Below are 24,473 nucleotides of genomic sequence, written 5' to 3'. Positions count from 1 at the left end.
CTCAGCGCGATCGGCCGTCGAACGGCACGCGCTCGATCGTCTCGAGGTCGACGTCCTCGAGGCAGCGCGCGTTGATCGCCGCCATCGGCTTGCCGTCCGGGCCGGTACCGCGTCCGAACGGCTGGCAGCCGCAGGTCGGGCAGAACAGGTGCTGGATGACGTGCTTGTTGAAGCGGTACTCGGTCAACACATCTTCGCCGCGTTCGATGTGCAGCGCGTCGCGCGGGGCGAACCAGAGCAGCATGCCCTTGCGACTGCAGTGCGAGCAGTTGCACTCGATGACGCGCTCGATCGTCCCGTCGACGCGAAAGGCCACCGCGCCGCAATGACAGCTTCCCGTGTACATGCCGCCTCCTGGTGCGACGCGCGTGGTGTCGCGTCGAATCCAATGTCCGGTGTCAGTCGCCCAGCAGTTTGGCGAAATGCAGTGAGGTGTCGGTATAGCCGCAGCCGCGATAGAAGGCGTGCGCGGTGTCGCGGCTCGATGCCGCCGTGACCTCGATCCGCGCCGCGCCGGCCTGGCGCGCGATCGATTCGACCTCGCGCAGCAGACGACGGCCGACGCCCTGTCGCTCGCATTCGGGCATCACCACGAGCGCGGTGATGCGCGCCTGTTCGGCGCCGCGGGCGAGTGAATAGCGCAATTCCACTCCGACCAGCCCGCAGGCGTGGCCGCCGATCTCGGCGAGCAGCAGCCGCTGGCGGGGGTCGGACAGCACCACCGCGATGCGCTCGGAGGCGTCGTCGCGGCTGCAGGGGTAGCCGAGGAGTTCGAGGAGGCGGGCGACGTCGCTGGCGTCGCCGATCCGCGCGTCACGCACGCGGATCCCGTCGGGCGCTTCCTCGAAGCGGGTCATCGCTCAGCGTGTGCCGTAGAGGACGACCGTCTTGCCGCGTGCGTGGAGCAGGCCGTCGGCCTGGAGCTTCTTGAGGACGCGGCCGGCCATCTCGCGCGAGCAGCCCACCAGCCGCGACAGCTCCTGGCGCGACACCCGGATCTGGGTGCCCTGCGGGTGGCTCATCGCCTCCGGCTCCTTGGACAGGTCGTGCAGGGTGCGGACGATGCGGTCGGTGACGTCGAGGAAGGCCAGGCGGCCGGCCTTGCGGCTGGTGTCGAGCAGGCGACGGGAAATCTGCGCGCCGATCGAATACAGCAGCTTGGGCGCGTCGGTCGACAGCCGGGTCATCAGCAGGTCGTAGAAGCGCTCGTGGCCGATCTCGGCCAGCTCGGTCGCGGTGCGGGTGCGCAGGGTCACCTCGCGACGGTCGCTTTCGATGAACAGGCCCATTTCGCCGACGAACTGCCCCGGGCCGAAATAACCCAGCACCAGCTCGCGACCGTCCTCTTCCTCGTTGATGATGCTCACCGAGCCGGAGATCACGTAGTACAGGGTGGTCGCCGAGTCGCCCGGGCGGAACACGTCCGTGCGGGACGGGTAGCGACGGCGGTGACAGTGGGCGAGGAACCGGTCGATCGCCGCGTTGTCGGGCATCAACGGGCTCTGTGGGCGACGCGGAACGTGCGGGGTTGCCAGGTCGGGGGACATGGGCCGGGCTCTATGGGAATTAACCGACTATATAGACGATTGGGCGCAAAGGGCCAATCCCGTCACTCTTCGTTTTTGCCCGCGGTTCCAAGCCTGATGGCATGGCGTTGGGCGCCATTCGTTCCCCCATCACCCCAGTTGCCCCATAATCCCGCGCCTTCGTTCATTCACCGGGATCCACGCACGTGGTCAAGCCACTGCCGCGCCTGCGGCTACAGGGATTCAACAACCTGACCAAGGCGCTGTCGTTCAACATCTACGACATCTCCTACGCCGCATCGGAGGATGAGCGCCAGCGCTACATCCAGTACATCGACGAGGCGTACAACGCGGACCGCCTCACGCAGATCCTGACGGACGTCGCCGAGATCATCGGCGCCAACATCCTCAACATCGCGCGCCAGGACTACGACCCGCAGGGTGCGTCGGTGACGATCCTGATCTCGGAAGAACCGGTGATCGAGCGCAAGGACGCCGGCAAGGAGCTGATCTCCGACGCGGTCGTCGCGCACATGGACAAGTCGCACATCACGGTGCACACGTATCCGGAGACGCATCCGGACAATGGCATCGCGACGTTCCGCGCCGACATCGATGTGGCCACCTGCGGCGTGATCTCGCCGCTGAAGGCGTTGAACTACCTGATCGAGAGCTTCGAGTCCGACATCGTCGTGCTCGACTACCGCGTGCGCGGCTTCACCCGCGACATCAAGGGCAAGAAGCACTACATCGACCACAAGATCAATTCGATCCAGGATTACCTGGCGAAGAACATCAAGAACCGCTACGAGATGCTCGACGTCAACGTCTACCAGGAAAACATCTTCCACACGAAGATGCACCTGAAGGAATTCGACCTCGACACGTATCTCTTCGAGGAGAAGGCGAAGAACCTGTCGTTCAAGGATCGCCTGAAGATCGAAGCGCGCCTGAAGCGCGAGATCGAAGAGCTCTACCACGGCCGCAACCTCGTCGACTGATCGAGGTTCGCGACGTAAAGAAAAGGCCGGCGCTCGCCGGCCTTTTTCGTTGCGGCGGTTGCCCGGTCAGATGCGGTAGGCGACCGTCTTCATCAGCTTCGACGCCGCAGCCATCACCTGCGGAATCGGGATCGGCAGCACGCGCGCGCCGGCGGCTTCGGCATTGTCGGCGTGGCGGATCTCGTCGTCCTTCATCACCTCGAGGATCGCGCGGCTGCGCACGTCGGCAGGCGGCAGCGAGGCGAGGTGCTCGTCGATGTGCGCTTCGACCTGGCGCTCGGTCTCGACCACGAAACCGAGGTTCCAACCGTCGCCGCGCAGGCCGGCGGCGAGCCCGATCGCGTACGAACCCGCGTACCACAGGGGATTCAGCAGGCTCGGCCGGCTATCGAGTTCGCGCAGGCGCTCGGCACACCAGGCGAGGTGGTCGGTTTCCTCCTGCGCCGCGTGCAAAAGGTGATCGCGCGTGCGCGAATCGCGCGCGACCGACGCCTGGCCGACGTACAGCGCCTGCGCGCAGACCTCGCCGACGTGGTTGATGCGCATGAGGCCGGCGGCGTGGCGACGCTCGGCGTCGTCGAGCACCAGGTCGCCCTGCGTGGCGGCGGGATTCGCGCGCATCGCGGGCGGATCACCGGCCACGGTTTCCAGCGCGCGCTGCGCGGTGTCGATCCAGCGATCGAGCGGCGAAAGACGTCGGGTCTGCATGCGCGCAGTCTACTGCGGTGATGCGCGCGCGCTGTCGAGATGGTCGGCGAGGAATTCGAGCGGATGGCGCACCGGCAACGCGGTGCCGTTCGCGAGGTGCAACCGGCAACCGATGTTCGCGCTCAGCACCTCGCTCACGCCGGCGGCATGGGCGTGCGCGACAAGCGGCGCGCGGAACGACGCAGCGCGGTCGGCATCGGTCAACATCGCCGTTCCAGCGGCGCCGCAGCAGCCGAAGCCGGCATCGAGGTCGACGATGTCCAGATCCGGCACGCGTGCAAGCAGCCGTCGCAATGCCGGCGCGCTACGCACGACATTGCGCTGCGTGCACGGCAGGTGCAGCGCGACGCGATGGCGCGCCTGGCGGAAATGCAGGCGATCGGCGTGGCGCGCGAGAAACTCGATCGCGTCGAGCGTTTCGCTCGACGCCGGCATTGCCTCGGCAACCGCTTCATGGCAACCGCTGGCGAGCGTCAGCACCAGCGGTGCATCAGCGAACGCGTTCGCATTCGTGCGGGCGAGGGCATTCGCGGCCTCGCTCGCACCGGCATGCGCGTGCAGGGCGCCGCAGCAGGTCTGCGCGTCGGGCGCGACGAGTTCGACGTCGCATGCCACGAGCAGGCGGCTCAGGGCGTCGCGGGCGGCTGGCTCGTACGCCCGTGCGACGCAGCCGACGAACAACGCGGCGCGTGTCGCCGCTTCGTTTACGACAGTGCGGGACTGCTTCGGCTGCGGCGGCCTCGGCAGCGGCTGCCAAGCGGCCGGAAGCAGCGGATGCAGACCGCGGTAAAGCGTCATGAGGGCGGCGAGCAGTCGCGGTCGAGCGGCGAGGGTTTCGAGCACGGCCTGTCGCCAGCCGACCCTGCGTCGATCGCGCTGTCGCTCGCGCGCGGCTTGCAGGAGCGTGCCGTAGCGCACCCCGGCCGGGCAGATGGCCTCGCAGCTGCGGCAGGCGAGGCAGTGGTCCAGATGCGTGTCGCCGGCGCCGGTCGGCTCCAGCGCGTCGAGCGCCCAGCCGCGCACCAGGGCGATCCGTCCGCGCGGGGATTCGGTCTCAAGCCGGTCGCGCCGGTAGGTCGGGCAGGCCGGCAGGCACAGGCCGCACTGCACGCACTGGTCGGCCAGCGCGACCAGCGGGTCGGCCGAGGGCGGTCGGGGCAGGGGCATGGCGGCCGATCCTAGCGCGGTCTTGGCGCGGCTTGCACGAAGCCGGCCCGGGCGGCTAGAATTCCGCTTCTTTGTTCGCGGGACCCCGGTCCCCACAACGCGCGGCGAAGTTCGGACGCCATCCGGCGCTCCCAATCAGCCCGACCATGCACCCACCAAGAGTTTTGTCATGAAGACCTTTATCGCCAAGTCCGAGACCGTCCAGCGCGACTGGTACCTCGTCGACGCCAATGGCAAGACCCTGGGCCGCCTGGCCTCGGAGCTCGCCCGCCGCCTGCGCGGCAAGCACAAGCCCGTCTATACCCCGCACGTCGACACCGGCGACTATCTCGTCGTCGTCAACGCCGACAAGATCGCGGTCACGGGCAACAAGCTGCAGGACAAGAAGTACCACCGCTTCACCGGCTACGTCGGCAACCTCAAGACCGAATCGCTCGCCCAGGCGCTTGAGCGCCATCCGGAGCGCGTGATCGAGATCGCGGTGAAGGGCATGCTGCCGAAGGGCCCGCTGGGCCGCGCGATGTACCGCAAGCTCAAGGTCTACAAGGGTGCCGAGCACCCGCACGCCGCGCAGCAGCCGCAGCCGCTCGACATCTAAGGTCAGACGAACATGGCAACCCAGCAGAATTACGGCACCGGCCGCCGCAAGTCCTCCACCGCCCGCGTGTTCCTGCGCAAGGGCTCGGGGCAGATCACCGTCAACCAGCGTCCGCTGGACGAGTTCTTCGGCCGTGAGACGGCGCGCATGATCGTGCGTCAGCCGCTCGAGCTGACGAAGTCGACCGAGCAGTTCGACGTCGTCGTGACCGTCGCCGGCGGCGGCATCACCGGCCAGGCCGGTGCAATCCGCCTCGGCATCGCACGCGCACTGGTCGAATACGACGAAGCGCTGAAGGGTGACCTGCGCCGCGCCGGCTTCATGACGCGCGACGCCCGTGAGGTCGAGCGCAAGAAGGTCGGCCTGCACAAGGCTCGCCGCGCCACGCAGTTCTCGAAGCGCTAATCGCGTTTCACTGGATGCTGTCGGGCTTGCCGTCAGCATCCATCGCGGTAAAATTCGTTACATAGCCCCGTCGCCAAGCGGTAAGGCACCTGACTCTGACTCAGGCATTCGGTGGTTCGAATCCATCCGGGGCTGCCATACATGGCTGAACAAGCCAACCGAAGACCCGCCGCGTGCGGGTCTTCGCGTTTTCGGGATCAGGAGCCGCCATGGTCGCCCGCTTTCCGCCGCCAGTCGTGCCACTCGATGTCGCCGGCGAACGATTGCGCGAGCGCGGGTACGCAGTGGTCGATGCCGCTTCGATCGCGACACTCGCGGCATCCGCCGTCGAGGCGCTCGACGCGCTCGCGCCAAGCTGGGACGCACTCCCGCCGGACACCTACCTGCGCGACGGCGGCCGCTACCGGCATCGTCGGCATTCGTGCTTCGTCGTCGACGGCGATTCGATCGCGCAGGCGCCGCACCGCGCGCACTGGCAGCCACTCGACTACAACGCACTGCACGGCGGCATGCACCGGTGGTTCGACCCGATCGACGATGGCGTCATCGCCGCGCCGGGTTTCGCCGGCCTGCTGCGTGGGCTGGGCGCGATGTTCGCCTCCATCCGTCCTCAGCCACGCTGGTTCGTCGAAGCGCACCAGTTCCGCATCGACACCGCCGGCGGACTCGGCCGGCCGACGCCGGAAGGCGCGCATCGTGACGGCGTCGATTTCGTCGCGGTGGTGTTGGTCGGCCGGCACGGCATCAAGGGCGGCGAGACGCGCGTGTTCGACGCCAACGGCCCGGCTGGCGAGCGCTTCACGCTCGAGGAGCCGTGGTCGGCGCTGTTGCTCGACGACACCCGCGTAATCCACGAATCGACGCCGATCCAGCCCGACGACGGCGATGACGCCGGACATCGCGACACGCTGGTGCTCACCTACCGCGCGCAGGCGTTCCAGGGCGACGACTGATCCCGCGTCGCGCGTTCCGGGGCGACCGTTACAATTGAAACCATCGCGCCGCGGGCGCCCGACTCTGGAGCATGCGATGAAGCTGGGATCCCTCAAGGAAGGCGGCCGCGACGGCACGCTGATCGTCGTCTCGAGCGACCTCGCACGCGGCGTGCGCGCGAACGGCATCGCGCCGACGATGCAGCGCGCGCTCGAGGACTGGTCGAACACCGCGCCGCGCCTCAACGCGCTCTACGAGTCCTTGAACGCGGGCACCGCCGACGGCGCGTTCGACGTCGACATGGCCGAGCTCGCCGCGCCGCTGCCGCGCGCCTACGAGTTCGTCGACGGCTCCGCCTACCTGCCGCACGTCGAGCGTGTGCGCCGCGCGCGTGGCGCCGAGGTGCCGCAGAGCTTCTACGTCGATCCGCTGATGTACCAGGCCACCAGCGCCGGCTTCTACGGACCGCGCGACGCCGTGCGCGTGCCGAGCGAGACCTACGGCATTGACCTCGAAGCCGAAGTCGTGGTGATCACCGACGACGTGCCGATGGCGGCGACGCCCGAGGAAACCGCCGGACACATCCAGCTGATCGGCCTGGTCAACGACGTCTCCCTGCGCAACCTGATTCCGGACGAGCTCGCCAAGGGCTTCGGCTTCCTGCAAAGCAAGCCCCGCTCGGCGCTGAGCCCGGTATTCGTGACGCCGGATGAGCTCGGTGACGCATGGCAGGGCAACAAGGTGCACCTGCCGATGACGACGCACATCAACGGCGCGTGGTTCGGTGCGCCGGAAGCTGGCGTCGACATGCAGTTCGACTTCGCGCAGCTGGTTGCGCACGCGGCGAAGACGCGCCCGCTGTCGGCCGGCACGATCGTCGGCTCGGGCACCGTGGCGAACGAAGACACGTCGCTCGGGGCATCGTGCTTCGCCGAGAAGCGCGTGGTCGAAACGCTGGAGCAGGGCAAGCCGTCCACGCCGTTCATGTCGTTCGGCGACACCGTGCGCATCGAGATGTTCGGCCGTGACGGCGCGAGCATCTTCGGTGCGATCGAGCAGCGCATCGAAGCGCACACGCGCTGACCGGCAGCGACGACGGACGGCGCATGGCCGGCACGCGGTCTTCGCGCCGGCCGGTTAATGTGACTGCCTTCCTTCGCGGAGACGTGTCGTGAGCGAGCCGCTGCGCCTGTACTCCTACTGGCGGTCGAGCGCCGCCTATCGCGTGCGCATCGGCCTGGCGCTCAAGGAGCTGCCGTACGAGACCGTGCCGGTGCACCTGCTGCGCGACGGCGGCGAGCAGCACGCGGCGGATTTCCACGAGACCAATCCGCAGGAACTGGTGCCGGTGCTGCAGCACGGCAACCGGCTGTACCGCCAGTCGATGGCGATCCTCGAATACCTCGATGAGACGTGGCCGGAGTCGCCGCTGCTGCCTTCGCTGGCGCGCGATCGCGCGCGTGCACGCGGGCTTGCGCAGCTGGTCGCCTGCGACGTACATCCGCTCAACAACCTGCGCGTGCTGCAGTACTTCGAGCGCGAGTGGAACGTGCCGCAAGCCGAACGCGACGAGTGGGTGCGGCACTGGATCGTGAAGGGCCTCGAGGCGATGGAGATGTCGCTCGTCGACCATCCCGCCACGGGTGAATTCTGCGAAGGCGATGCGCCGACGCTGGCCGACTGCTGCCTCGTGCCGCAGCTCTACAACGCGCGGCGTTTCGGCGTCGACATCGAGCGCTGGGCGACCATCGCGCGCATCGAGAAAGCCTGCCTCGCGCTGCCGGCGTTCGACATCGCGCGGCCGGAGAACCAGCCGGACTGTCCGGAAACCCAGCGCGCCTGAAACACGGCAGCATCGCGCAAACAGAAACGGCGGCCACGAAGGCCGCCGTTTTGGCGTCGAACGTTGCGCTTACAACGCCGGGTTGTACATCTCCGCGTAGGGATCGTGCTCGGTGCCCGCACCTTCGGAGAGGCGGAACTTGAGCGCGAGGCCATCACGCGAGTCGGCGGCGCGCAGCGCGCTTTCCATGTCGATGCGGCCTTCCTTGTAGAGCCGGAACAGGCACTGGTCGAACGTCTCCATGCCGTCTTCCAGCGACTCTTCCATCGCCTGCTTGATCTCGTGCACCTGTCCGCGGCGCATGAGGTCGCGAACGTGCGGCGTGTTGATCAGCACTTCGGTCGCCGGCAGGCGGCGACCGTCGACGCCGACGACGAGGCGCTGGCTCACCACCGCCTTGAGGTTCAGCGCGAGGTTCATCAGCACGTTCTTGTGCGCCGGTTCCGGGAAGAAGTTGAGGATGCGCTCGAGCGTCTGGTCGGCGTTGTTGGAGTGCAGCGTCGCCAGGCAGAGGTGGCCGGTTTCCGCGAACGAAATCGCCGCTTCCATGGTCGTCGCGTCCAGGATCTCGCCGATCAGGATGACGTCCGGTGCTTCGCGCATCGCGTTCTTCAGCGCGGCGTGGAAGCTGTGCGTATCCAGGCCGACTTCGCGCTGGTTGACGATCGATTTCTTGTGCTTGTGCAGGAACTCGATCGGATCCTCGATGGTGAGGATGTGGCCCGCCATGTTGCTGTTGCGATGATCGATCATCGACGCGAGCGTGGTCGACTTGCCGGAGCCCGTGCTGCCGACGATGAGCACCAGCCCGCGCGGCGAGGTGATGATTTCCTTCAGCACCTGCGGGAGCTGCAGTTCCTCGATCGACGGGATCACGTTCTTGATCGCGCGGATCACCATGCCGACTTCGCCGCGCTGCTTGAACACGTTGACGCGGAAGCGGCCCGAGTCGGGAATCGCATAGGCCATGTTGAGTTCGAGATTGGTCTCGAATTCCGGCACCTGGCCTTCGTCCATCAGCGAATAAGCAATTTTCTTGACCATGCCCGACGGCAGGCCCGTATTGCCCAGCGGCTGAAGCTTGCCTTCCACCTTGATATAGACCGGAGCCCCCGTCGTCAGAAACATGTCCGACGCGTTCTTCTCCGTCATCAGCTTCAGGAAGTAGCCGATGTCCATGCAGTCTCCTCGTATGGCAATGCAGGTTTGCGCCGGTACAGCCGGCATGGCCACAATGACCGCGCGTCCCCCAACGCCACGATCCGGGTCCCCAATGCGTCCAAGCTTCGCATATCCGCGCAACGCGCTTCTTGCTGCCGTTCTCACCGCGACACTCGGAGGCTGCGCGACGCTGCCACCGCCGACCGGCGAGCTGACCGCGGCACAGCAGGCGGTGGCGCGGGCCGCGCAGGTCGATGCGGACCAGTACGCTGGCGCCGAGCTGGCGGCCGCGCAGCGGGAGCTATCGCAGGCACAGGCCGCGATGTCGGCCGGCAAGGATGACGACGCCCGCCGGCTCGCGCTGATGGCGTCGGCCGATGCGGATCTCGCTGCCGCGCGCAGCCGTGCGTCGGTGGTCGCGGCGGCCCGGGCGCAGCGCCAGACGGAGGTCGCCGAACTGCAGGCGACGCTCGGTATCGAGGCCGACGCCGCCGTCCGGCTTCCCACCGCGCCAGCCGACGCTGCCGGCAATTACGCCGGCCGCCTGCAGGTACTGGCCGCCGACCCGCGTCTCGCCGACGCCGCACCGCTGGAACGCGCGCAGGCGCAGCAGGCGGTCGATGCGCTGGCGACGGTCAAGGGCAAGCAGCGCCCGGCCGCCGAAGCGCTGGCCGAGCGTCGCGTCCGCGCCGCCGAACTCGCGGCCTACGCGCAGGCCATGCAGCGCGACAACGACCGCCTCGAACGCACGTATTCCGAACTGCAGCTGGAATCGACCCGCCGCGACGCCGCCGCCGCCCGCGCCGAGGCCGACCGCCTGCGCATGGAAGCCCAGATGCAGGCGGAAGAGGCCGAGCGCCTGCGCCAGCAGGCCGCCGAAACCGAGCAGGCCCGCGTCGACGCCGAAACCGCACTGCAGGGCGCGACCACCGCGCAGGCCGCCAAGCTTTCCGCCGCCCGCGAGAAGGAGCTGAAGCTCGCCCGCGAGGAAGCCGAACTCGTCGCCGACGCCAAGCTTCCGCCGATGAAGCGCGATCCGCGCGGCGAGGTGTTCACGCTGGCCGGCGACGCGTTCGCGTCCGGCCAGGCGACCCTCACCGCCGCCGCGACCGGCAGCCTCAAGGCGCTCGCGCATTACATCGATGTCTCGCGCGCAACGGCCGTCCGCATCGACGGCTTCACCGACAACCAGGGCGACGCCGCGGCCAACCAGCAGTTGTCGCAGCGGCGCGCCGCTGCGGTCCGTCAGGCACTCGCCGCGGCCGGCGCCGGCAATGTCCGCATCGACGCCGCCGGTCACGGTGCGGCCCAGCCGGTCGCGGACAACGGCAGTGCCGCGGGTCGCGCGAAGAACCGGCGCGTCGAAGTGGTCCTCACGCAGAAATAGCGCGTTTTTAGCGGCTTTAACGGCGTTTTGTCGCCACCTTCAGGCATGTGACGACCGGCTGTCGGCACCGGGTTAGCGCCGCTTGCTGCGCGCCCGGAAGGGGGAGTACGGTCGATTCGTCGGGGCCGTTCCGCCCCGTCGCGACGCCGGGTCGCGCATCGCGTCAACTCCGCGGTCGTGCGACGCGGCCATCACCGTCTCCGGCGGTCGATGCCGCCGGAAGCATGTGCCGAGGAGGTTTGCATGTTCGAAGACCGATCCGCGAACGAGCTCGATGGGCTCATCAAGGCCAATTCCGAGTTCAAACAGCTGTACCAGCGACACCAGGATCTCGACCGTCGGGTCATGAACGCCGAACTCGGCATCAGTCCCGTCGATGACCTCGAACTCACGCGGATGAAGCGCGAAAAGCTCCACGCCAAGGACCGGCTGGTCCGAATGGCGGACACGCTGCTTCACTGAGGACATCCAAAGCGCCGTCGCCAGCCGCGGGTTGGCGACGGCTGCCGGCCGCCGACGTGGCGGCCGGTAGAATGGCGCGCTTCCCGGCAGCACGGATCCGCCATGCCTTTACACCAGTCCGTTCTCGAGCTGATCGGCGCAACGCCGGTCATCAAGGCCCAGCGCCTCGATACCGGCGTCTGCGAGCTCTATCTGAAGCTCGAGAGCCAGAACCCCGGCGGATCGATCAAGGACCGCATCGGTCTGAAGATGATCGAGGCCGCGGAAGCACGCGGCGATATCAAGCCTGGCGACACGCTCGTCGAAGGCACCGCTGGCAACACCGGTATCGGCCTCGCACTGGTCGCGCAGCAGAAGGGCTACAAGCTCATTCTTGTCGTGCCCGACAAGATGAGCCGCGAGAAGATCTTCAACCTCAAGGCGATGGGTGCGCAGGTCGTGCTGACGCGCAGCGATGTCGCCAAGGGCCATCCGGATTACTACCAGGACATGGCCGCGCGCATCGCCGCGGAAACGCCGGGCGCGTACTTCATCAACCAGTTCGGCAATCCGGACAATCCATCCGCGCACGAGTTCGGCACCGGCCCGGAAATCCTCGCGCAGATGGCGGATGTCGGTGGCGTCGACGCGATCGTGTTCGGTTGCGGAAGCTCGGGCACGATGACCGGCCTGTCGCGTTGCTTCGCCGAGAAGTCGCCGCATACCGAGCTCGTGCTCGCCGATCCGGTCGGCTCGATCCTGGAGGAATACATCAACCGCGGCACGCTGTCGGAGAAGTCCGGCAGCTGGATGGTGGAAGGCATCGGCGAGGATTTCCTGCCGCCGATTTCCGACTTCACCCGCGTCAGGAAGGCGTACGCGATTTCGGATCGCGAGAGCTTCCTCACCGCTCGCGAACTGCTGGAAAAAGAGGGGATTCTGGGCGGTTCGTCGACCGGCACGCTGCTCGCCGCCGCGCTCAAGTACTGCCGCGAACAGACAACGCCGAAAAAGGTGCTGGTGTTCGTCTGCGACACCGGCAACAAGTACCTGTCGAAGATGTACAACGACTACTGGATGCTCGACAACGGCTTCATCCAGCGTGAGCAGCACGGCGACCTGCGCGACCTCATCCTGCGTCCGTTCTCGCAGCGCGACACGGTCGTCGTCGGCCCCAAGGATCTGCTCGTCACTGCCTACCAGCGCATGAAGCTGTACGACGTCTCGCAGCTGCCCGTGATGGATGGCGACGAGCTCGTCGGCATCGTCGACGAATCCGACGTGCTGCTGCATGTGTATGGCGACGAGCAACGCTTCCGTGATCCGGTGTCGACCGCGATGGTCAGCAAGCTCGACAAGATCGACGTGCGTTCCCCGATCGAATCGCTGCTGCCCGTGTTCGACCGCGGGCATGTCGCGATCATTTCCGACGGGCCGCGTTTCCTCGGCCTGATCACTCGCATCGACCTGCTGAACTACCTGCGTCGCCGCGTGCAGTGACGTCGTTCGCGCTGCCGCCGACCGCGCAGCCCGGTGATCGCCTGCCGGACGTGTGGTTGCGGTTCGGGGACGGCGAACGCGTCAGGCTGCACAAGGTGTTCGGTGGCCGGGCCATGGTGCTGGCGGTGGGCATCGAGGCTGAGGCGTTGCGCGGTCTCGCCGTTGCACCGGCTGCGGACGCTCTCGCGGTGAACGTTCGCGGCGAGGTGCCTGACGGGTGGCGTCTCGCCGCGGCCGACTCCGACTGGTGCGCGCTGTTTGCGACGACGATCTTCGACGTCGACGCCAACTTGCGTGTCATCGGCCCTCACGCCGGGGGTGGGCACGCAGCTCGTCAAGATGAGCATCCCGCGACACCGAACGCGCCTGTCCTGCAGTTGCCGCGTGTGCTTGAACCGGAGTTGTGCGTCGCGCTCATCGAGCATTTCGAACGCGACTGCGAGGGCGGCGATTCATCACACGTGCTCGTGATCGAGAACGGCGTCCGGACGCCGCATCTGGCGCCCGACATCAAGGCGCGCCGGGAAAGCCCGATCCGCGATCCGGCGCTGGAGGCGGCCGTCCAGGCCCGTCTGCTGCGCCGCGTGGTTCCGGAAATCGCGCGCGTATTCCAGTTCCAGGTGGCGCGGCGCGATCCGTTCAAGCTGCTCGCCTATGCGGAAGGCGCGGGCTACTTCCACGCCCATCGGGACAACGACACGCCCGATGTCGCGTACCGGCGCTTCGCGATATCGGTAAACCTCGACGCCGGTGCCTACTCGGGCGGAGAGTTCCGCTTTCCTGAATTCGGCCCGGCGCCGTACAGCCCGGCGACCGGCGCGGCCCTGGTCTTCTCGTGCTCGCTGCTCCACGAGGTGACGCCGATCACGCAGGGCACGCGCCACGCGCTGACCACCTTCGTCGCCTGAACGGCGCCGTTGGGCGCCAAACCGGCGGTGGTAGAATCGTCGGTCGCCGTAAGGACCTCGCGACCGCATGCACAACGACCGCTCCACGCCTGGACTGGGCACGCTCGCCATTCACGCGGGCCAGTCGCCCGACCCGAGCACCGGCGCCGTGATGACGCCGATCTACGCGACGTCGACCTACGTGCAGAGCAGCCCGGGCGAGCACCAGGGCTTCGAGTATTCGCGCAGCCACAACCCGACGCGTTTCGCCTACGAGCGCTGCGTTGCCGCGCTCGAAGGCGGCACCCGCGGGTTCGCGTTCGCCTCCGGCCTGGCTGCGACGTCGACGATCCTTGAGCTGCTGGATGCCGGCAGCCACGTCATCGCCATGGACGACGTCTACGGCGGTACGTATCGCCTGTTCGAACGCGTGCGTCGTCGCAGCGCGGCGCTCGACTTCAGCTGGGTCGACCTCACCGATCCTGCCGTGTTCGAGGCAGCGATCCGCCCCGAAACACGCATGGTGTGGATCGAGACGCCGACCAACCCGCTGCTCAAGCTGGTCGACATCGAAAAGATCGCGACCATTGCCCGCAAGCGCGGCCTGATCGTCGTCGTCGACAACACGTTCTGCTCGCCGATGCTGCAGCGCCCGCTCTCGCTCGGGGCGCACATCGTCATGCATTCCGCGACGAAGTACCTCAACGGGCACTCCGACATCGTCGGCGGCATGGCGGTGGTGGGCGACGACACCGAGCTCGCCGAGCAGATGGCGTTCCTGCAGAACGCCGTCGGTGGCGTGCAGGGGCCTTTCGACAGCTTCCTCGCATTGCGTGGCCTCAAGACGCTCCACCTGCGCATGAAGGCGCATTGCGAGAACGCCATGGCGCTGGCGGAGTGGCTGCAGTCGCATCCTGCGATCGAGCGCGTGATCTATCCGGGCCTTGCGTCGCACCCGCAGCACGAACTCGCGAAGCGCCAGATGGATGGCTTTGGCGGGATGGTGACGATTTTCGTGAAGGGCGGGCTCGATGCCGCAAAGCGTTTCTGCGAACGCACGGAGTTGTTCGCGCTGGCGGAGTCACTTGGTGGCGTCGAAAGCCTCGTCAACCATCCGGCGATCATGACGCATGCATCCGTGCCGCCGGAACGGCGGGCGCAGCTGGGGTTGTTGGACAACCTCGTGCGGTTGAGTGTGGGCGTGGAAGACGCGGCGGACCTCAGGTCCGACGTGCAATCAGCGCTCGCGCATCGTGGTTGAGTCGATCCGTACCCTATGCAATTTCTAGACGCGTCACGTTTGGCCGGCCCTGCTCGCGGCTGGCTCCAAAGCCGAGAACTCATCGTCGCGCTCACTCGGCGCGAGGTGATCGGTCGTTATCGCGGATCGGTCATGGGTGTTATGTGGTCGTTCCTGCATCCGCTATTGATGCTCGCGGTCTACACGTTCGTGTTTTCCGTCGTGTTCAAATCGAGGTGGCCAGGCGGATCCGGAAACCGCGTTGAATTCGCGTTGATGCTCTTCACTGGCTTGGTCGTATTCAGTGTGTTTTCCGAATGCATAAACCGCGCGCCAAACCTAGTCCTCGGTAACGTGAATTACGTTAAGAAGGTCGTCTTCCCCTTGGAAGTGCTGCCGATCGTATCAATGCTATCGGCGCTGTTCCACGCGGCAGTTAGCCTGTCCGTCTGGTACGTATTCCATTTGCTCTATTTCGGTCTGCCGCCCGTTACCGGACTGCTTCTGCCACTCGTATTGCTTCCCCTAATACTTTTCACTCTTGGCGTCAGCTGGTTTTTGGCTTCGCTTGGTGTTTATGTGCGGGACGTTGCTCAGGTGGTCGGTATCGTTACCACCGTCTTGCTCTTCTTGTCCCCCGTTTTTTACTCGGTGGGCGTGCTACCCACCCACCTTCAGACATTGATGCACCTCAACCCCCTGACTGATGTCATTGAGCAGGCGCGCGCGGTCCTGGTGGCCGGAGCGGGCTTGGATGTTCAACGTTGGCTAGTCAGCGTTGCTATTGGCTTGCTCGTGGCATGGGCGGGTCTGGCGTGGTTCCGAGCGACTCGACGGGGCTTCGCAGATGTGCTCTGACACCGTTATCTCGGTTGAGCGAGTGCGAAAGTCGTATCTCCTTTTCCCCAAGCCACACGATCGCCTCAAGCAGTTCATTCTGCCGCGCGTGCGAAAACTGCTGGGACTTTCCGCGCGTCGCTATTACCACCCGTTCGAGGCTTTGCAGGGCGTCTCGTTTGAGGTCAAACGGGGAGAAACAGTGGGAATCATCGGCCGTAACGGCTCGGGGAAATCCACTCTTTTGCAGATACTGTGCGGCACGCTATCCCCCACATCGGGCACCGTGCGTACGCGCGGCCGCATTGCCGCGTTGCTCGAACTCGGGTCGGGCTTCAATCCCGAATTCAGCGGCCGTGAAAATGTCTATCTCAATGCGGCGATTCTTGGTCTGGCTGCACGCGAGATCGACGCCGTGTTCGACGATATCGTCAGGTTTGCCGATATAGGAGACTTCCTCGATCAACCCATCAAGACCTATTCCAGTGGCATGGTTGTTCGGTTGGCATTCGCAACCGCGATTCACGTCGATCCGGACATTCTCGTTGTAGATGAGGCGCTTGCCGTTGGCGACGTCGCGTTTCAGCAGAAGTGTTTGGATCGGATTCGCGCGTTGCAGAAGCGTGGTGTCTCAATTCTCTTGGTTACACATTCGACCAACGCACTGATCGAATATTGCGACCGCGGGCTGTTCCTGAAGCGAGGTCGCCTCGTTCTGGATGGGCCGTGCCGCGACGTAGTGAAGGCATATGCGGACGATCTGGTCCTGGACGAAGGCGGTGATGTAGCTGTCCCCGAGCTTGCCGAAGCAGACGTCATCGAGTCCGCGTGTCGTGACGGCGGCGCTTGCGAACCGATTGCCTCTGGTGGAGACGACAAGCAGGACGCGGCGCTCGTCGTTCAAACGATCACGTTCGTCGATGCGCTCGGGAACCCTTGCAGTGCGGTAATGCACGGCACCGAATTCAAGATCCGTCTACGAATGCTGGCCAATCGCGACATCGCTTACCCGTGCTTTGGGATGCAGATATCGAGTGTCGATGGAATTTCTCTGTGGAGCGCGACGACGCAATCGACTGGGTTTGAGGTCGCGCCGATCGAAGCTGGGCTATGCGAGGTCGAATGGACCTTGCGCGCTGACTTTGGCGGAAGCCGCTACGTTGTAGCGGTAGGGGTCGGCGAAATAGTGAACGGCGAATATCGAAGGAGTCACCGAGTCGGCTACGCGGGTCATTTCGACGTGCTGGTGCCGCCTCATTCGGGTGACGGCTGGCTGGCGCCGCAGCCGAGCTTTGGCCGACGCGCAATTGCAGACGGGGTCCGCGAATGACCGCTACGGTCCGTCTGTTCGTGCACGGATGGTATGGCGCCGGAAACGTCGGCGACGAGCTGCTGCTTGCAACGATTGCGCGGTGGGCCTCGGAGGTCGGCGGCGAAGTCTGCGTAGCTAGCGTAAACCCTGAGCACACGCGCCACACCCACGGCTTGGACGCGGTCAACGCGCGGGACCTTCCTGCCATCGCGCAACGGATGGCGAGCTGCGATCTGGTTGTCATCGGCGGAGGCGGCTTATTCCAGACACACCATTCCTTTACCGTGCCGGGGCTCTTTCGCTTCAACTCTGGGGACATTGCGGCATACGCTCGCCCCGCCCTGATGGCGGAGCAGCTCGGTGTTCCCTATATCGTCTGGGCGAATGGCATCGGCCCGTTGGAGGGTGACGGTCCCCGCGAGATTGTTAGGCACGTCGTCGAGCGCGCGCTGGCTGTAAGCGTGCGGGACGACGAGTCGGCCGCGCTCGTTCGCACGATCGGTGTGGAGCGGCGGGTCGATGTCGGTGCGGATCCTGTGTGGGCAAACCCGATCCCAGATTTCGTGACAGCGCCATCTTCCGGTCTTCGTAGTCGTCTAGGGATTGCTGTCCGGCCTTGGGCGCCAGCGAGCTGGGAGCACTCGCTGTCCAACGCAATTCGTTGCTCAGTTGATCCTGCGTCCACCACGCTCGTCTGGCTCGGCTTTCAGGCGACTGAGGGCTTCGAAGCTGACTGTCTCGTCATGGAACGCCTGCAGGCCGCTTTGCCCGAATTTCTGCACGAAACGGTGCGGATTCGCCGGCCTGATGATGCGTGGTCGCAACTCGCTTCTTGTGACGCGCTTATTTGCATGCGGCTTCATGCTCAGATTCTCGCATTGCGTTTGCAAAAACCTTTGTTGTGTCTGGAATACGACGAGAAGATGGTCGTGACCTCGCAGATGGCGGGGTTGGCCGATCATGTTCGTTTAAAGCTTGATGCCGCGCCTCACGTTTGGGCTGAAAAGGTTCGACACCTTTTGGTTGCGAAGCACACGGTCGACCCAGAGCGCGTGCGGACGCTTGAGGAGACTGCACTTGTGCATCGCGCCGTGTTGCATCGCGCGATCAACGAGGTGCGAGGTGCAACCCGCGCGCAACATTGGCGCGAGAATCAGTTTGACTGGATCAATACTTGGTCGACGGATGAAGCGAATCAACTGGTTTCCGAGCGTGAAGGGCGTATAGCGGCTCTTCGTGAGATGTGCGAGCAACAAGGCGGGCAGCTGGCAGAATTGCACGGCAAACTTGGCGTCGCCGATAAACTCGTTCACCAGTTGCGCTCGCAGGTGGAAGGTGACCGGATCGAGCTCGAACGTTTGGCGCCGATAGCGTTGGCGTATCAGGATCTCCGACCTAGGGCCGAACATGATCGGCTTGAATGTGAGCGCCTGGCGACGGTCGAGCGCGACCTCTCGGAGGCTCGGGAGGAACTCGCCCAATTGCAGTTCGAACTCGCAACCGAGCAGCAGAACGCGCGCGCGCTTAGCGACCACCTCGATCAAGAACGCCGCTTGGTAGCCGCTGGCGGTGTGGCGTTGGAGGAGTTGGCTGCTGCGCGCGACGTGTTGGTCGATCGTCTTGCTGCGGCGCGGGCCGAGGCTGCGACCGCGTCTTATGGTCTATTGGTCGCGCAGCGAGACCTGGCGGGTGTAACTAGTGAACTCAAGACGATAGTGTCGAGCTTGTCGTGGCGCGCCACGCATCCGATTCGAGTCTTGCGTGGCCTTCTCGTTCTACGGGGTGATGCGCGGAGGAAATTGGCGGCTTCCGCACTTCGCTCGATGTATTGGTCCATGCCGAGCGCACTCCGAAAGATTATCGGACACACGCGCCGCCTGCCTACTCGGCCTGTCGATTCGTTTGGCACACCATCGCATTTCGATTGGCCCGCGCTTGCGAACGACGCTGTTCGGGTCGCCATCGTGCCTTCCGCATTCGAGTTTGATGAGCTGGTCAATCAGCGACCGATCAACCTCGCCAAATATCTAGCGTCGCGCGGCTACTGCGTGATTTTTGCGGCGTGGCAGTGGAGTCGAGAAGAGCGACTGCAGAGGTCGAACCAAGAGGTGTATCCCGGCGTAGTGCAGGTCGATCTGTATTCTCTTCTGGATCGACTGGAGCAAGTTGATGTTCGTTCCGACCGCGACTCGCTCTTCGTTTTCACGCTTCCCGCCCCGGAACTCGTCAGCCTCCACACCGTTGCGCGGGCGAGAGGTTTTAGCATCGTGTACGACATCCTCGACGACTGGCGCGGGTTTCATGAAGTCGGGCAAGCGCCTTGGTACGACGGTGCGGCCGAGGCCGAAATGGTGCTCGCCGCTGATGTAGTGGCGGCCGTGTCTCCTGCTCTTGCCGATCGATTCGCTGGTCTGCGGCGCGATATCGCTGTCATCGGTAACGGCTATACGCCCGAAGTGCTAGGGGTGGAAAATAGGTTCGCTGCTCGTCGTACCCGTGACGGTGCGGTTCGACGCTGTGTCGGCTACTTCGGGCACCTCACGGACGCTTGGTTCGACTGGCAAGTAGTGCTCGAGACGGCGCGACTGCTCCCGCAATTCGACTTCGAATTCATCGGTTACGGCGAGCCGGCGTGGGTGCGGCAGGAGGTCGAGCAGCTCGAAAACGTTCGTATGGTCGGCAAGGTGCCGCCCAAGGATCTGTGGCAGTTCGCAAATGCATGGAGCGTGGCGATCGCGCCGTTCCGGCCTGGCTTGCTGGCTGAGGCGATCGACCCGATCAAGGTGTATGAATACCTCTATTTTGGTCTGCCAGTGGTTTGCACCGGCATCCCCCATCTGCGTGACTATCCCGGTGTCCGGGTCGTCGAAGGCGCGGATGCGCTGTCCTCGGCCTGTATCGAACTTGCCGACTCGGCGTCCAGCGAGGAAGAGCTCGAAGCGTTTCTCGGCTCGACAACGTGGCAGGCGCGCTTTGACCGCCTAACGGAGCTGTCGAGCCAGGCAAGCGTGAGGGACATCTATGTCCGTTAGGGTTTGTTTTGCATATCGATGGGCGACCTACGGCGGGGTCGAGCGAGTATTTCTCAATCGCGCGCAGGCCTTTCGGGACGCGGGGCTTGACGTCTCGGTCGATGTTTACTACGGAGCCGACGCCGGCGGGCTGTCGCCGTTCCGGCGCGCGATTTCAACGCTCGGCCTGGACGGTCAACTAAACATCGTCGATCAGCTTGAAGCGAGCAGATATGACGCGGTATTCGTCATCGATTCGCCGGAACTCATCAGCGAGAGCGAACGGCCGACGACGCGATGGATCATCGAGTGCCACACACCGTACGCGCAGAATCGCGTTTACCTTGATGCGCTGGCCCCGATTGTCCACCGTGTCGTCGTTCCATCCGAAACGTTCCGCCGAACCGTCGTGGCGGAGCGCCCTGCACTCGATGCTCGCTTGAAGTTGTTGCGGAACTGCGTGTCGCCGCGTCCGGATTCGGGGCGCGTCATGCTGCCGGCGTGGCGCCCTCAAGCTGCTCTCTATTTCGGCCGGCTTGACGAGCTGAAGAATCCGCAGGGCCTTCTCGATCTCGTTCAGGAGCATGACAAGCTCGGCACCGAACGATGTGCAGCCGTCTTCCTCGGCCCCGAGTTGGCTGGTTATGGCATGCGCGAGCGCATTGAGGGCGCGGGCCTCCGTGGCCGGGCGTTTCAGATGCCGCCGCTCGACTTCCTGAATACCGGCGATTTTCTTGCCGCCTGGCGACGGGCGCGCGGGATCATGGTGTCACCTTCGTGGGGCGAATCGTTCGGTTTGGCAGCGGCCGAAAGCATCGCCGCCGGGGTTCCTGTCCTGCTATCCAGACTGCCGGAACACATGGAGCTCGTGGGTGGCGACGAGCGGCATCTTTACGATCTCAATGACGCCTCCGGCGGCGCGCGAAAGCTGCAGGCGCTTTTCGAAGGCTACGACGAAGCCTCCGCGCGCATGACTACCACCGCAAAACGCTTTGACACCTCCGCTTTTCTGGAGGACTGGCGCGTCCTACTCGAAGATTCGTGTGAGAAGACGGTTGCAGCATGAAGTCCAAGAAAATTCTCGCGGTAGTCGGCACACGCCCCGAAGCCATCAAGATGGCACCCCTCATCCTGGCCCTTCGGGAGCAACCATGGGCGGACGTCACGGTGCTTGCAACGGCGCAGCACCGACAGATGCTCGATCAGGTTCTTTCGGCCTTTAGCATCGTGCCCGACGTCGACCTTGATCTCATGCGCCCGAATCAGTCGCTCAACCAGTTGAGTGCCCGGATACTCGCGCGGATCGATGAAGTGCTGGTGCAGCGTCGCTACGATGCAGTTCTGGTGCAGGGCGATACCACTACTGTTATGACAGTGGCGCTTGCAGCTTTCCATCATGGTATTCCGGTGGGTCACGTTGAAGCTGGGCTTCGCACGGGCGATCTACGCAATCCTTTTCCAGAAGAGATGAACCGCGTGCTTGCCGGTCGTCTCGCGCGATGGCACTTTGCGCCGACGAACTCCGCGCGCGAAAATCTTGAGCGCGAAGGCGTCGCCGCGGACGCTATCGCTGTCACGGGTAACACCGTGATTGATGCGCTCAAGCAGGTCGCATCCCGTCCCAACGAAATTGGCGTTCCGATTCCGGACGGAAAGCGTGTAGTGCTCGTCACCGCGCATCGACGTGAGAACTTTGGTGCTCCGCTGGAGGAGATCTGCGTGGCGCTGCTCCGACTCGTGGACGCGCATCCTGATGTCGAGATTCTGTTTCCCGTCCATCCCAACCCCAATGTTCGCCGCGTCACGGACGCGATGTTGCGCGACCGCCCAGGTATCACGCTTTGCGAGCCGTTGGACTATCTACCGTTCGTCGCGGCCATGCAGCGCGCCACTCTGATTCTTTCCGACTCCGGTGGGGTGCAGGAAGAGGCCCCGGCGCTGGGCAAGCCCGTGCTGGTGCTGCGACGCGAGACCGAACGGCCCGAGGCGGTGCGTGAAGGTGTGGTGCGGCTTGTGGGGCTGAATGCGGATGACATTGTGCAAGCGGCTTCATCGTTGCTGACCGATGCCGACGCGTATCGCGCGATGGCACGTGGCGTGTCGCCGTACGGCGACGGCCATGCGTCGGAGCGGATTGTGCGCATTCTGAAGCGCGATCTGTGCGTGTGCGAATCGGCCGCTGACGTAGACCCGGTGGCGACGTGAGTTCGCCGTCACCACATCGCGCGCAGGCGCCGCGCTGGCGCCGCGTCGTGATTGCGCTCGGCAAGCTGGCGTTGTCGGCGGGCCTCGTGGTCGCGTTGGCGTGGTGGGCCGACTGGCGCGCTGTTGGTGCGACGGTGCGAGGAGCAAACCGCGCGCTCTTGGCTGCGGCATTCCTGGTCGTCCTGCCGACCGTGCCGCTGTCAGCGTGGCGGTGGAGCCGGTGCGCGCGCGCCTCCGGGATGGAGCTTCCCTTGGGATTCTTCATGCGGGCGACCTATGCCGGAACGTTCGCTGGCCAATTTCTTCCCGCCGGGGTTGGCACAGACGCCGTTAGACTCGGTTTCGTCCTGCATCGGCAGGCGAGGCTGGGCGCGGCGCTTCAGTCCTTGTTGTTGGATCGCCTTGTTGGCGTGTTGACTGTGGTGGCCGTGATGGCTGCGGGGCTTCCCCACATCTGGTCGTTGCTTCCCCACGTGCTGCGGCTATTCGCCGTGGCCCTGATCATCGGCGCTGTCGGCGGCTTGGGTTGCATGTGGGGACTGCGCCACTTGAATTGGTTGCGCGATCTCGCTGGGCACGGCAAGCGGCGAAAGCTGATCGAGCTCGTCTTCGCAGTACGCGGAAGCCTTCTGTCCCGCCACGTCCTGATCGCGTTCGTCGTGAGCGCCGCGATCTACCTGTCCGGAAACGGAGCCGTTACATTGATCGCCGAGGCTCTGGGCATGCGGGTCAGCTATGTCGATGTACTAGCCGTGGTTTCGATGGCGGTATTCGCTTCGATGTTGCCGATCTCCGTCAATGGATGGGGTGTTCGGGAAGGCGCGATGGTCCTAGGTCTTTCCGTTCTCGGCGTGCCGAAGGCGACCGCGCTCGCGATCTCGATCCTGTTTGGTTTCGGTAGCGCGCTGGCCACGCTACCGGGAGCCTTCACGTGGCTCGTAGGTCGGTATCAGGTCGCGGACGGGACGTCGCTGCAAGATCTTTGATCGCCGCGGGCGATCGTTCGAAAAAAGCTGAGGGGAGACGCGCGTGAGGAAGTATCTGTATCGATTGCTGGGACGCTACGTCGGCATGTATGCCCGCCCGTCCGATAACGTCGTGGAGATCGACGCGATGTCCGACGACCTCGGCAACGCGCTGTCCCACATCGCACGCGTCTCGCAATCGCTCGACGGCGTAGATGCAGCGACGCTCGATTACGCGGTACTGAATGGCAACCTCCACTACGAAAAGGACGTTCAGGCATATCTCGGGCGTCTTCGCGAACGTCTGAATCCGCGCACGCGTCTCGTCGTCGTAACCTACAGCGCCTTGTGGCGTCCGTTCATTTCGCTCGCGACGGCGCTGGGTTTGCGTCGCAAGACGCTCGAGTCGAATTGGTTGGACGACACCGACCTCGAGAACTTCTTTCGTCTTACGGATTTCGAGCTTGTGCGCAAGGACGAGCGCGTGCTGATACCCGTTTGGATTCCTCTGATATCCGATCTCGTAAATCGCTATCTGGCGCCGCTGCCCGGCATCCGCGCGTTAACGCTGGTGAACCTGTTCGTTGCTCGCCCGCGCCCTGTTGGAGCTCTGCAGGAGCTTCCGTCCGTGTCTGTCGTGGTTCCCGCACGAAACGAAGCGGGCAATATCGACGATATCGTTCGTCGCGTTCCGCAGATGGGGCCGAACGACGAACTCATCTTCATTGAAGGCAATTCGACCGACGACACCTGGCAGCGCATTTTGACGGCGCAAGCGGCCAATCCCGAACGGCGAATACTCGTAGGCCAGCAAGCCGGAAAAGGCAAAGGCGACGCGGTGCGCAAGGGATACGGCATGGCAACGTGCGAGATCCTGATGATCCTCGACGCCGACCTCACCGTGCCGCCCGAAGATCTCCCGAAGTTTTACGACGCCATCGCATCCGGAAAGGGCGAGTTCATTAACGGCTCGCGACTCGTTTACCCCATGGAGAAAGAAGCGATGCGCTTTCTCAACATCCTGGGGAACCATTTCTTCGCTGCAGCCTTTTCGTTTGTCCTGGGTCAGCGCTTCAAGGACACACTTTGCGGTACCAAGGTCCTCACGAGGGAAAACTACCTTCGACTGGCGGCCAATCGCGCGTATTTCGGCGAGTTCGATCCGTTCGGTGACTTCGATCTGATCTTCGGAGCTTCGCGAATGGGGCTACGCGTGATCGAAGTTCCGATCACTTATCGCGAGCGTACTTACGGGACGACCAACATTTCGCGTTGGCGGCACGGCGCGCTGCTACTGGCAATGCTCGTGTTCTCGAGCCGCCGTTTGAAATTCACGTGAGATCAGC

General features: G+C 64.6%; 24 protein-coding genes and 1 tRNA gene. 19 read left to right on the top strand and 6 right to left on the bottom strand.

Translation table 11 applies throughout. From position 1 onward, the window contains the following. Position 1: 1 nt before the first annotated feature. From ACKTTN_RS01510 to crp, 3 genes are read right to left on the bottom strand one after another with little or no spacing between them, the layout of a single operon-like run. Positions 2–346 carry a GFA family protein gene (locus ACKTTN_RS01510; RefSeq protein ID WP_407908107.1) on the bottom strand — a complete coding sequence of 115 codons (345 nt, stop codon included), beginning with the start codon at positions 344–346 and terminating at the stop codon, positions 2–4. 52 nt (positions 347–398) lie between these two features. Further along, complete coding sequence (locus ACKTTN_RS01505) at positions 399–857, bottom strand: GNAT family N-acetyltransferase (RefSeq protein WP_407908106.1); 459 nt, start codon at positions 855–857, stop codon at positions 399–401. Between the two features lie 3 nt (positions 858–860). Continuing rightward, positions 861–1,547, bottom strand: coding sequence for a cAMP-activated global transcriptional regulator CRP (gene crp / locus ACKTTN_RS01500; protein ID WP_407908105.1), 687 nt, complete (start codon positions 1,545–1,547; stop codon positions 861–863). A 185-nt stretch (positions 1,548–1,732) separates the two neighbouring features. On the opposite strand from crp, the gene speD reads away from it, so the two are divergent. Next, a complete protein-coding gene (speD, locus tag ACKTTN_RS01495; protein WP_407908104.1) occupies positions 1,733–2,527 on the top strand; it encodes an adenosylmethionine decarboxylase in 795 nt (264 codons plus the stop codon). Between the two features lie 66 nt (positions 2,528–2,593). Here speD and coq7 read toward each other — a convergent pair whose 3' ends face one another. Together coq7 and ACKTTN_RS01485 are read right to left on the bottom strand one after the other, a co-directional pair. Next, positions 2,594–3,235, bottom strand: a complete 642-nt coding sequence (coq7, locus tag ACKTTN_RS01490) for a 2-polyprenyl-3-methyl-6-methoxy-1,4-benzoquinone monooxygenase (protein ID WP_407908103.1) — start codon at positions 3,233–3,235, stop codon at positions 2,594–2,596. 9 nt (positions 3,236–3,244) lie between these two features. Next, positions 3,245–4,402: a (Fe-S)-binding protein gene (locus ACKTTN_RS01485; protein ID WP_407908102.1), complete on the bottom strand. Its 1,158-nt coding sequence runs from the start codon at positions 4,400–4,402 to the stop codon at positions 3,245–3,247. 169 nt (positions 4,403–4,571) lie between these two features. Here ACKTTN_RS01485 and rplM point away from each other — a divergent pair, with 169 nt between their 5' ends. The 6 genes from rplM (at position 4,572) to maiA (ending at position 8,181) form a co-directional block, all read left to right on the top strand. Then, complete coding sequence (gene rplM, locus ACKTTN_RS01480) at positions 4,572–5,000, top strand: 50S ribosomal protein L13 (RefSeq protein ID WP_407908101.1); 429 nt, start codon at positions 4,572–4,574, stop codon at positions 4,998–5,000. Positions 5,001–5,012: 12 nt separating this feature from the next. Continuing rightward, positions 5,013–5,405 (top strand): 30S ribosomal protein S9, encoded by a 393-nt coding sequence (rpsI, locus tag ACKTTN_RS01475; protein ID WP_407908100.1) that lies wholly within the window; start codon positions 5,013–5,015, stop codon positions 5,403–5,405. A gap of 63 nt (positions 5,406–5,468) precedes the next feature. Next, a tRNA-Gln gene (locus ACKTTN_RS01470) sits at positions 5,469–5,543 on the top strand. A gap of 71 nt (positions 5,544–5,614) precedes the next feature. Further along, positions 5,615–6,358: a 2OG-Fe dioxygenase family protein gene (locus tag ACKTTN_RS01465; protein WP_407908099.1), complete on the top strand. Its 744-nt coding sequence runs from the start codon at positions 5,615–5,617 to the stop codon at positions 6,356–6,358. A 76-nt stretch (positions 6,359–6,434) separates the two neighbouring features. Continuing rightward, on the top strand, positions 6,435–7,421 hold the full coding sequence (locus ACKTTN_RS01460) for a fumarylacetoacetate hydrolase family protein (protein WP_407908098.1): 987 nt from the start codon (positions 6,435–6,437) through the stop codon (positions 7,419–7,421). A gap of 88 nt (positions 7,422–7,509) precedes the next feature. After that, entirely contained in the window at positions 7,510–8,181 is a 672-nt protein-coding gene (maiA, locus tag ACKTTN_RS01455; protein ID WP_407908097.1) for a maleylacetoacetate isomerase, read from the top strand. 69 nt (positions 8,182–8,250) lie between these two features. Here maiA and ACKTTN_RS01450 read toward each other — a convergent pair whose 3' ends face one another. Beyond that, positions 8,251–9,360 carry a PilT/PilU family type 4a pilus ATPase gene (locus ACKTTN_RS01450; protein WP_407908096.1) on the bottom strand — a complete coding sequence of 370 codons (1,110 nt, stop codon included), beginning with the start codon at positions 9,358–9,360 and terminating at the stop codon, positions 8,251–8,253. A gap of 94 nt (positions 9,361–9,454) precedes the next feature. Between ACKTTN_RS01450 and ACKTTN_RS01445 the strand changes: the two genes are divergently transcribed. The 12 genes from ACKTTN_RS01445 (at position 9,455) to ACKTTN_RS01390 (ending at position 24,466) form a co-directional block, all read left to right on the top strand. Then, positions 9,455–10,729: an OmpA family protein gene (locus ACKTTN_RS01445; RefSeq protein ID WP_407908095.1), complete on the top strand. Its 1,275-nt coding sequence runs from the start codon at positions 9,455–9,457 to the stop codon at positions 10,727–10,729. 243 nt (positions 10,730–10,972) lie between these two features. Beyond that, the gene (locus ACKTTN_RS01440; RefSeq protein ID WP_407908094.1) at positions 10,973–11,191 is read left to right on the top strand and encodes a YdcH family protein; all 219 of its coding nucleotides are present in this window, start codon (positions 10,973–10,975) and stop codon (positions 11,189–11,191) included. A gap of 102 nt (positions 11,192–11,293) precedes the next feature. Beyond that, the gene (locus tag ACKTTN_RS01435; RefSeq protein ID WP_407908093.1) at positions 11,294–12,670 is read left to right on the top strand and encodes a pyridoxal-phosphate dependent enzyme; all 1,377 of its coding nucleotides are present in this window, start codon (positions 11,294–11,296) and stop codon (positions 12,668–12,670) included. Continuing rightward, positions 12,667–13,578 carry a 2OG-Fe(II) oxygenase gene (locus tag ACKTTN_RS01430; RefSeq protein WP_407908092.1) on the top strand — a complete coding sequence of 304 codons (912 nt, stop codon included), beginning with the start codon at positions 12,667–12,669 and terminating at the stop codon, positions 13,576–13,578. Before ACKTTN_RS01435 ends, ACKTTN_RS01430 begins: the two co-directional genes overlap by 4 nt. A 67-nt stretch (positions 13,579–13,645) precedes the next feature. Next, a complete protein-coding gene (locus tag ACKTTN_RS01425) occupies positions 13,646–14,818 on the top strand; it encodes a cystathionine gamma-synthase (protein WP_407908091.1) in 1,173 nt (390 codons plus the stop codon). Positions 14,819–14,833: 15 nt separating this feature from the next. After that, positions 14,834–15,655 carry an ABC transporter permease gene (locus ACKTTN_RS01420; protein WP_407908090.1) on the top strand — a complete coding sequence of 274 codons (822 nt, stop codon included), beginning with the start codon at positions 14,834–14,836 and terminating at the stop codon, positions 15,653–15,655. Continuing rightward, positions 15,645–16,964, top strand: a complete 1,320-nt coding sequence (locus ACKTTN_RS01415) for an ABC transporter ATP-binding protein (protein ID WP_407908089.1) — start codon at positions 15,645–15,647, stop codon at positions 16,962–16,964. The genes ACKTTN_RS01420 and ACKTTN_RS01415 overlap by 11 nt, the downstream gene beginning before the upstream one ends. Beyond that, entirely contained in the window at positions 16,961–19,978 is a 3,018-nt protein-coding gene (locus ACKTTN_RS01410; RefSeq protein WP_407908088.1) for a polysaccharide pyruvyl transferase family protein, read from the top strand. The genes ACKTTN_RS01415 and ACKTTN_RS01410 overlap by 4 nt, the downstream gene beginning before the upstream one ends. Beyond that, complete coding sequence (locus ACKTTN_RS01405; RefSeq protein WP_407908087.1) at positions 19,968–21,023, top strand: glycosyltransferase; 1,056 nt, start codon at positions 19,968–19,970, stop codon at positions 21,021–21,023. Before ACKTTN_RS01410 ends, ACKTTN_RS01405 begins: the two co-directional genes overlap by 11 nt. Then, positions 21,020–22,162: a non-hydrolyzing UDP-N-acetylglucosamine 2-epimerase gene (gene wecB, locus ACKTTN_RS01400; RefSeq protein WP_407908086.1), complete on the top strand. Its 1,143-nt coding sequence runs from the start codon at positions 21,020–21,022 to the stop codon at positions 22,160–22,162. Before ACKTTN_RS01405 ends, wecB begins: the two co-directional genes overlap by 4 nt. After that, entirely contained in the window at positions 22,159–23,148 is a 990-nt protein-coding gene (locus ACKTTN_RS01395) for a lysylphosphatidylglycerol synthase transmembrane domain-containing protein (RefSeq protein WP_407908085.1), read from the top strand. The genes wecB and ACKTTN_RS01395 overlap by 4 nt, the downstream gene beginning before the upstream one ends. 43 nt (positions 23,149–23,191) lie before the next feature. Then, the gene (locus tag ACKTTN_RS01390) at positions 23,192–24,466 is read left to right on the top strand and encodes a glycosyltransferase family 2 protein (protein ID WP_407908084.1); all 1,275 of its coding nucleotides are present in this window, start codon (positions 23,192–23,194) and stop codon (positions 24,464–24,466) included. Positions 24,467–24,473: the final 7 nt, after the last annotated feature.

The sequence above is a fragment of the Lysobacter claricitrinus genome (assembly GCF_045866565.1).
Taxonomy (GTDB): domain Bacteria; phylum Pseudomonadota; class Gammaproteobacteria; order Xanthomonadales; family Xanthomonadaceae; genus Cognatilysobacter; species Cognatilysobacter claricitrinus.
The sequence above is the reverse complement of the archived record's forward strand: the minus strand, read 5'-3'. Positions and strand labels throughout refer to the sequence as shown.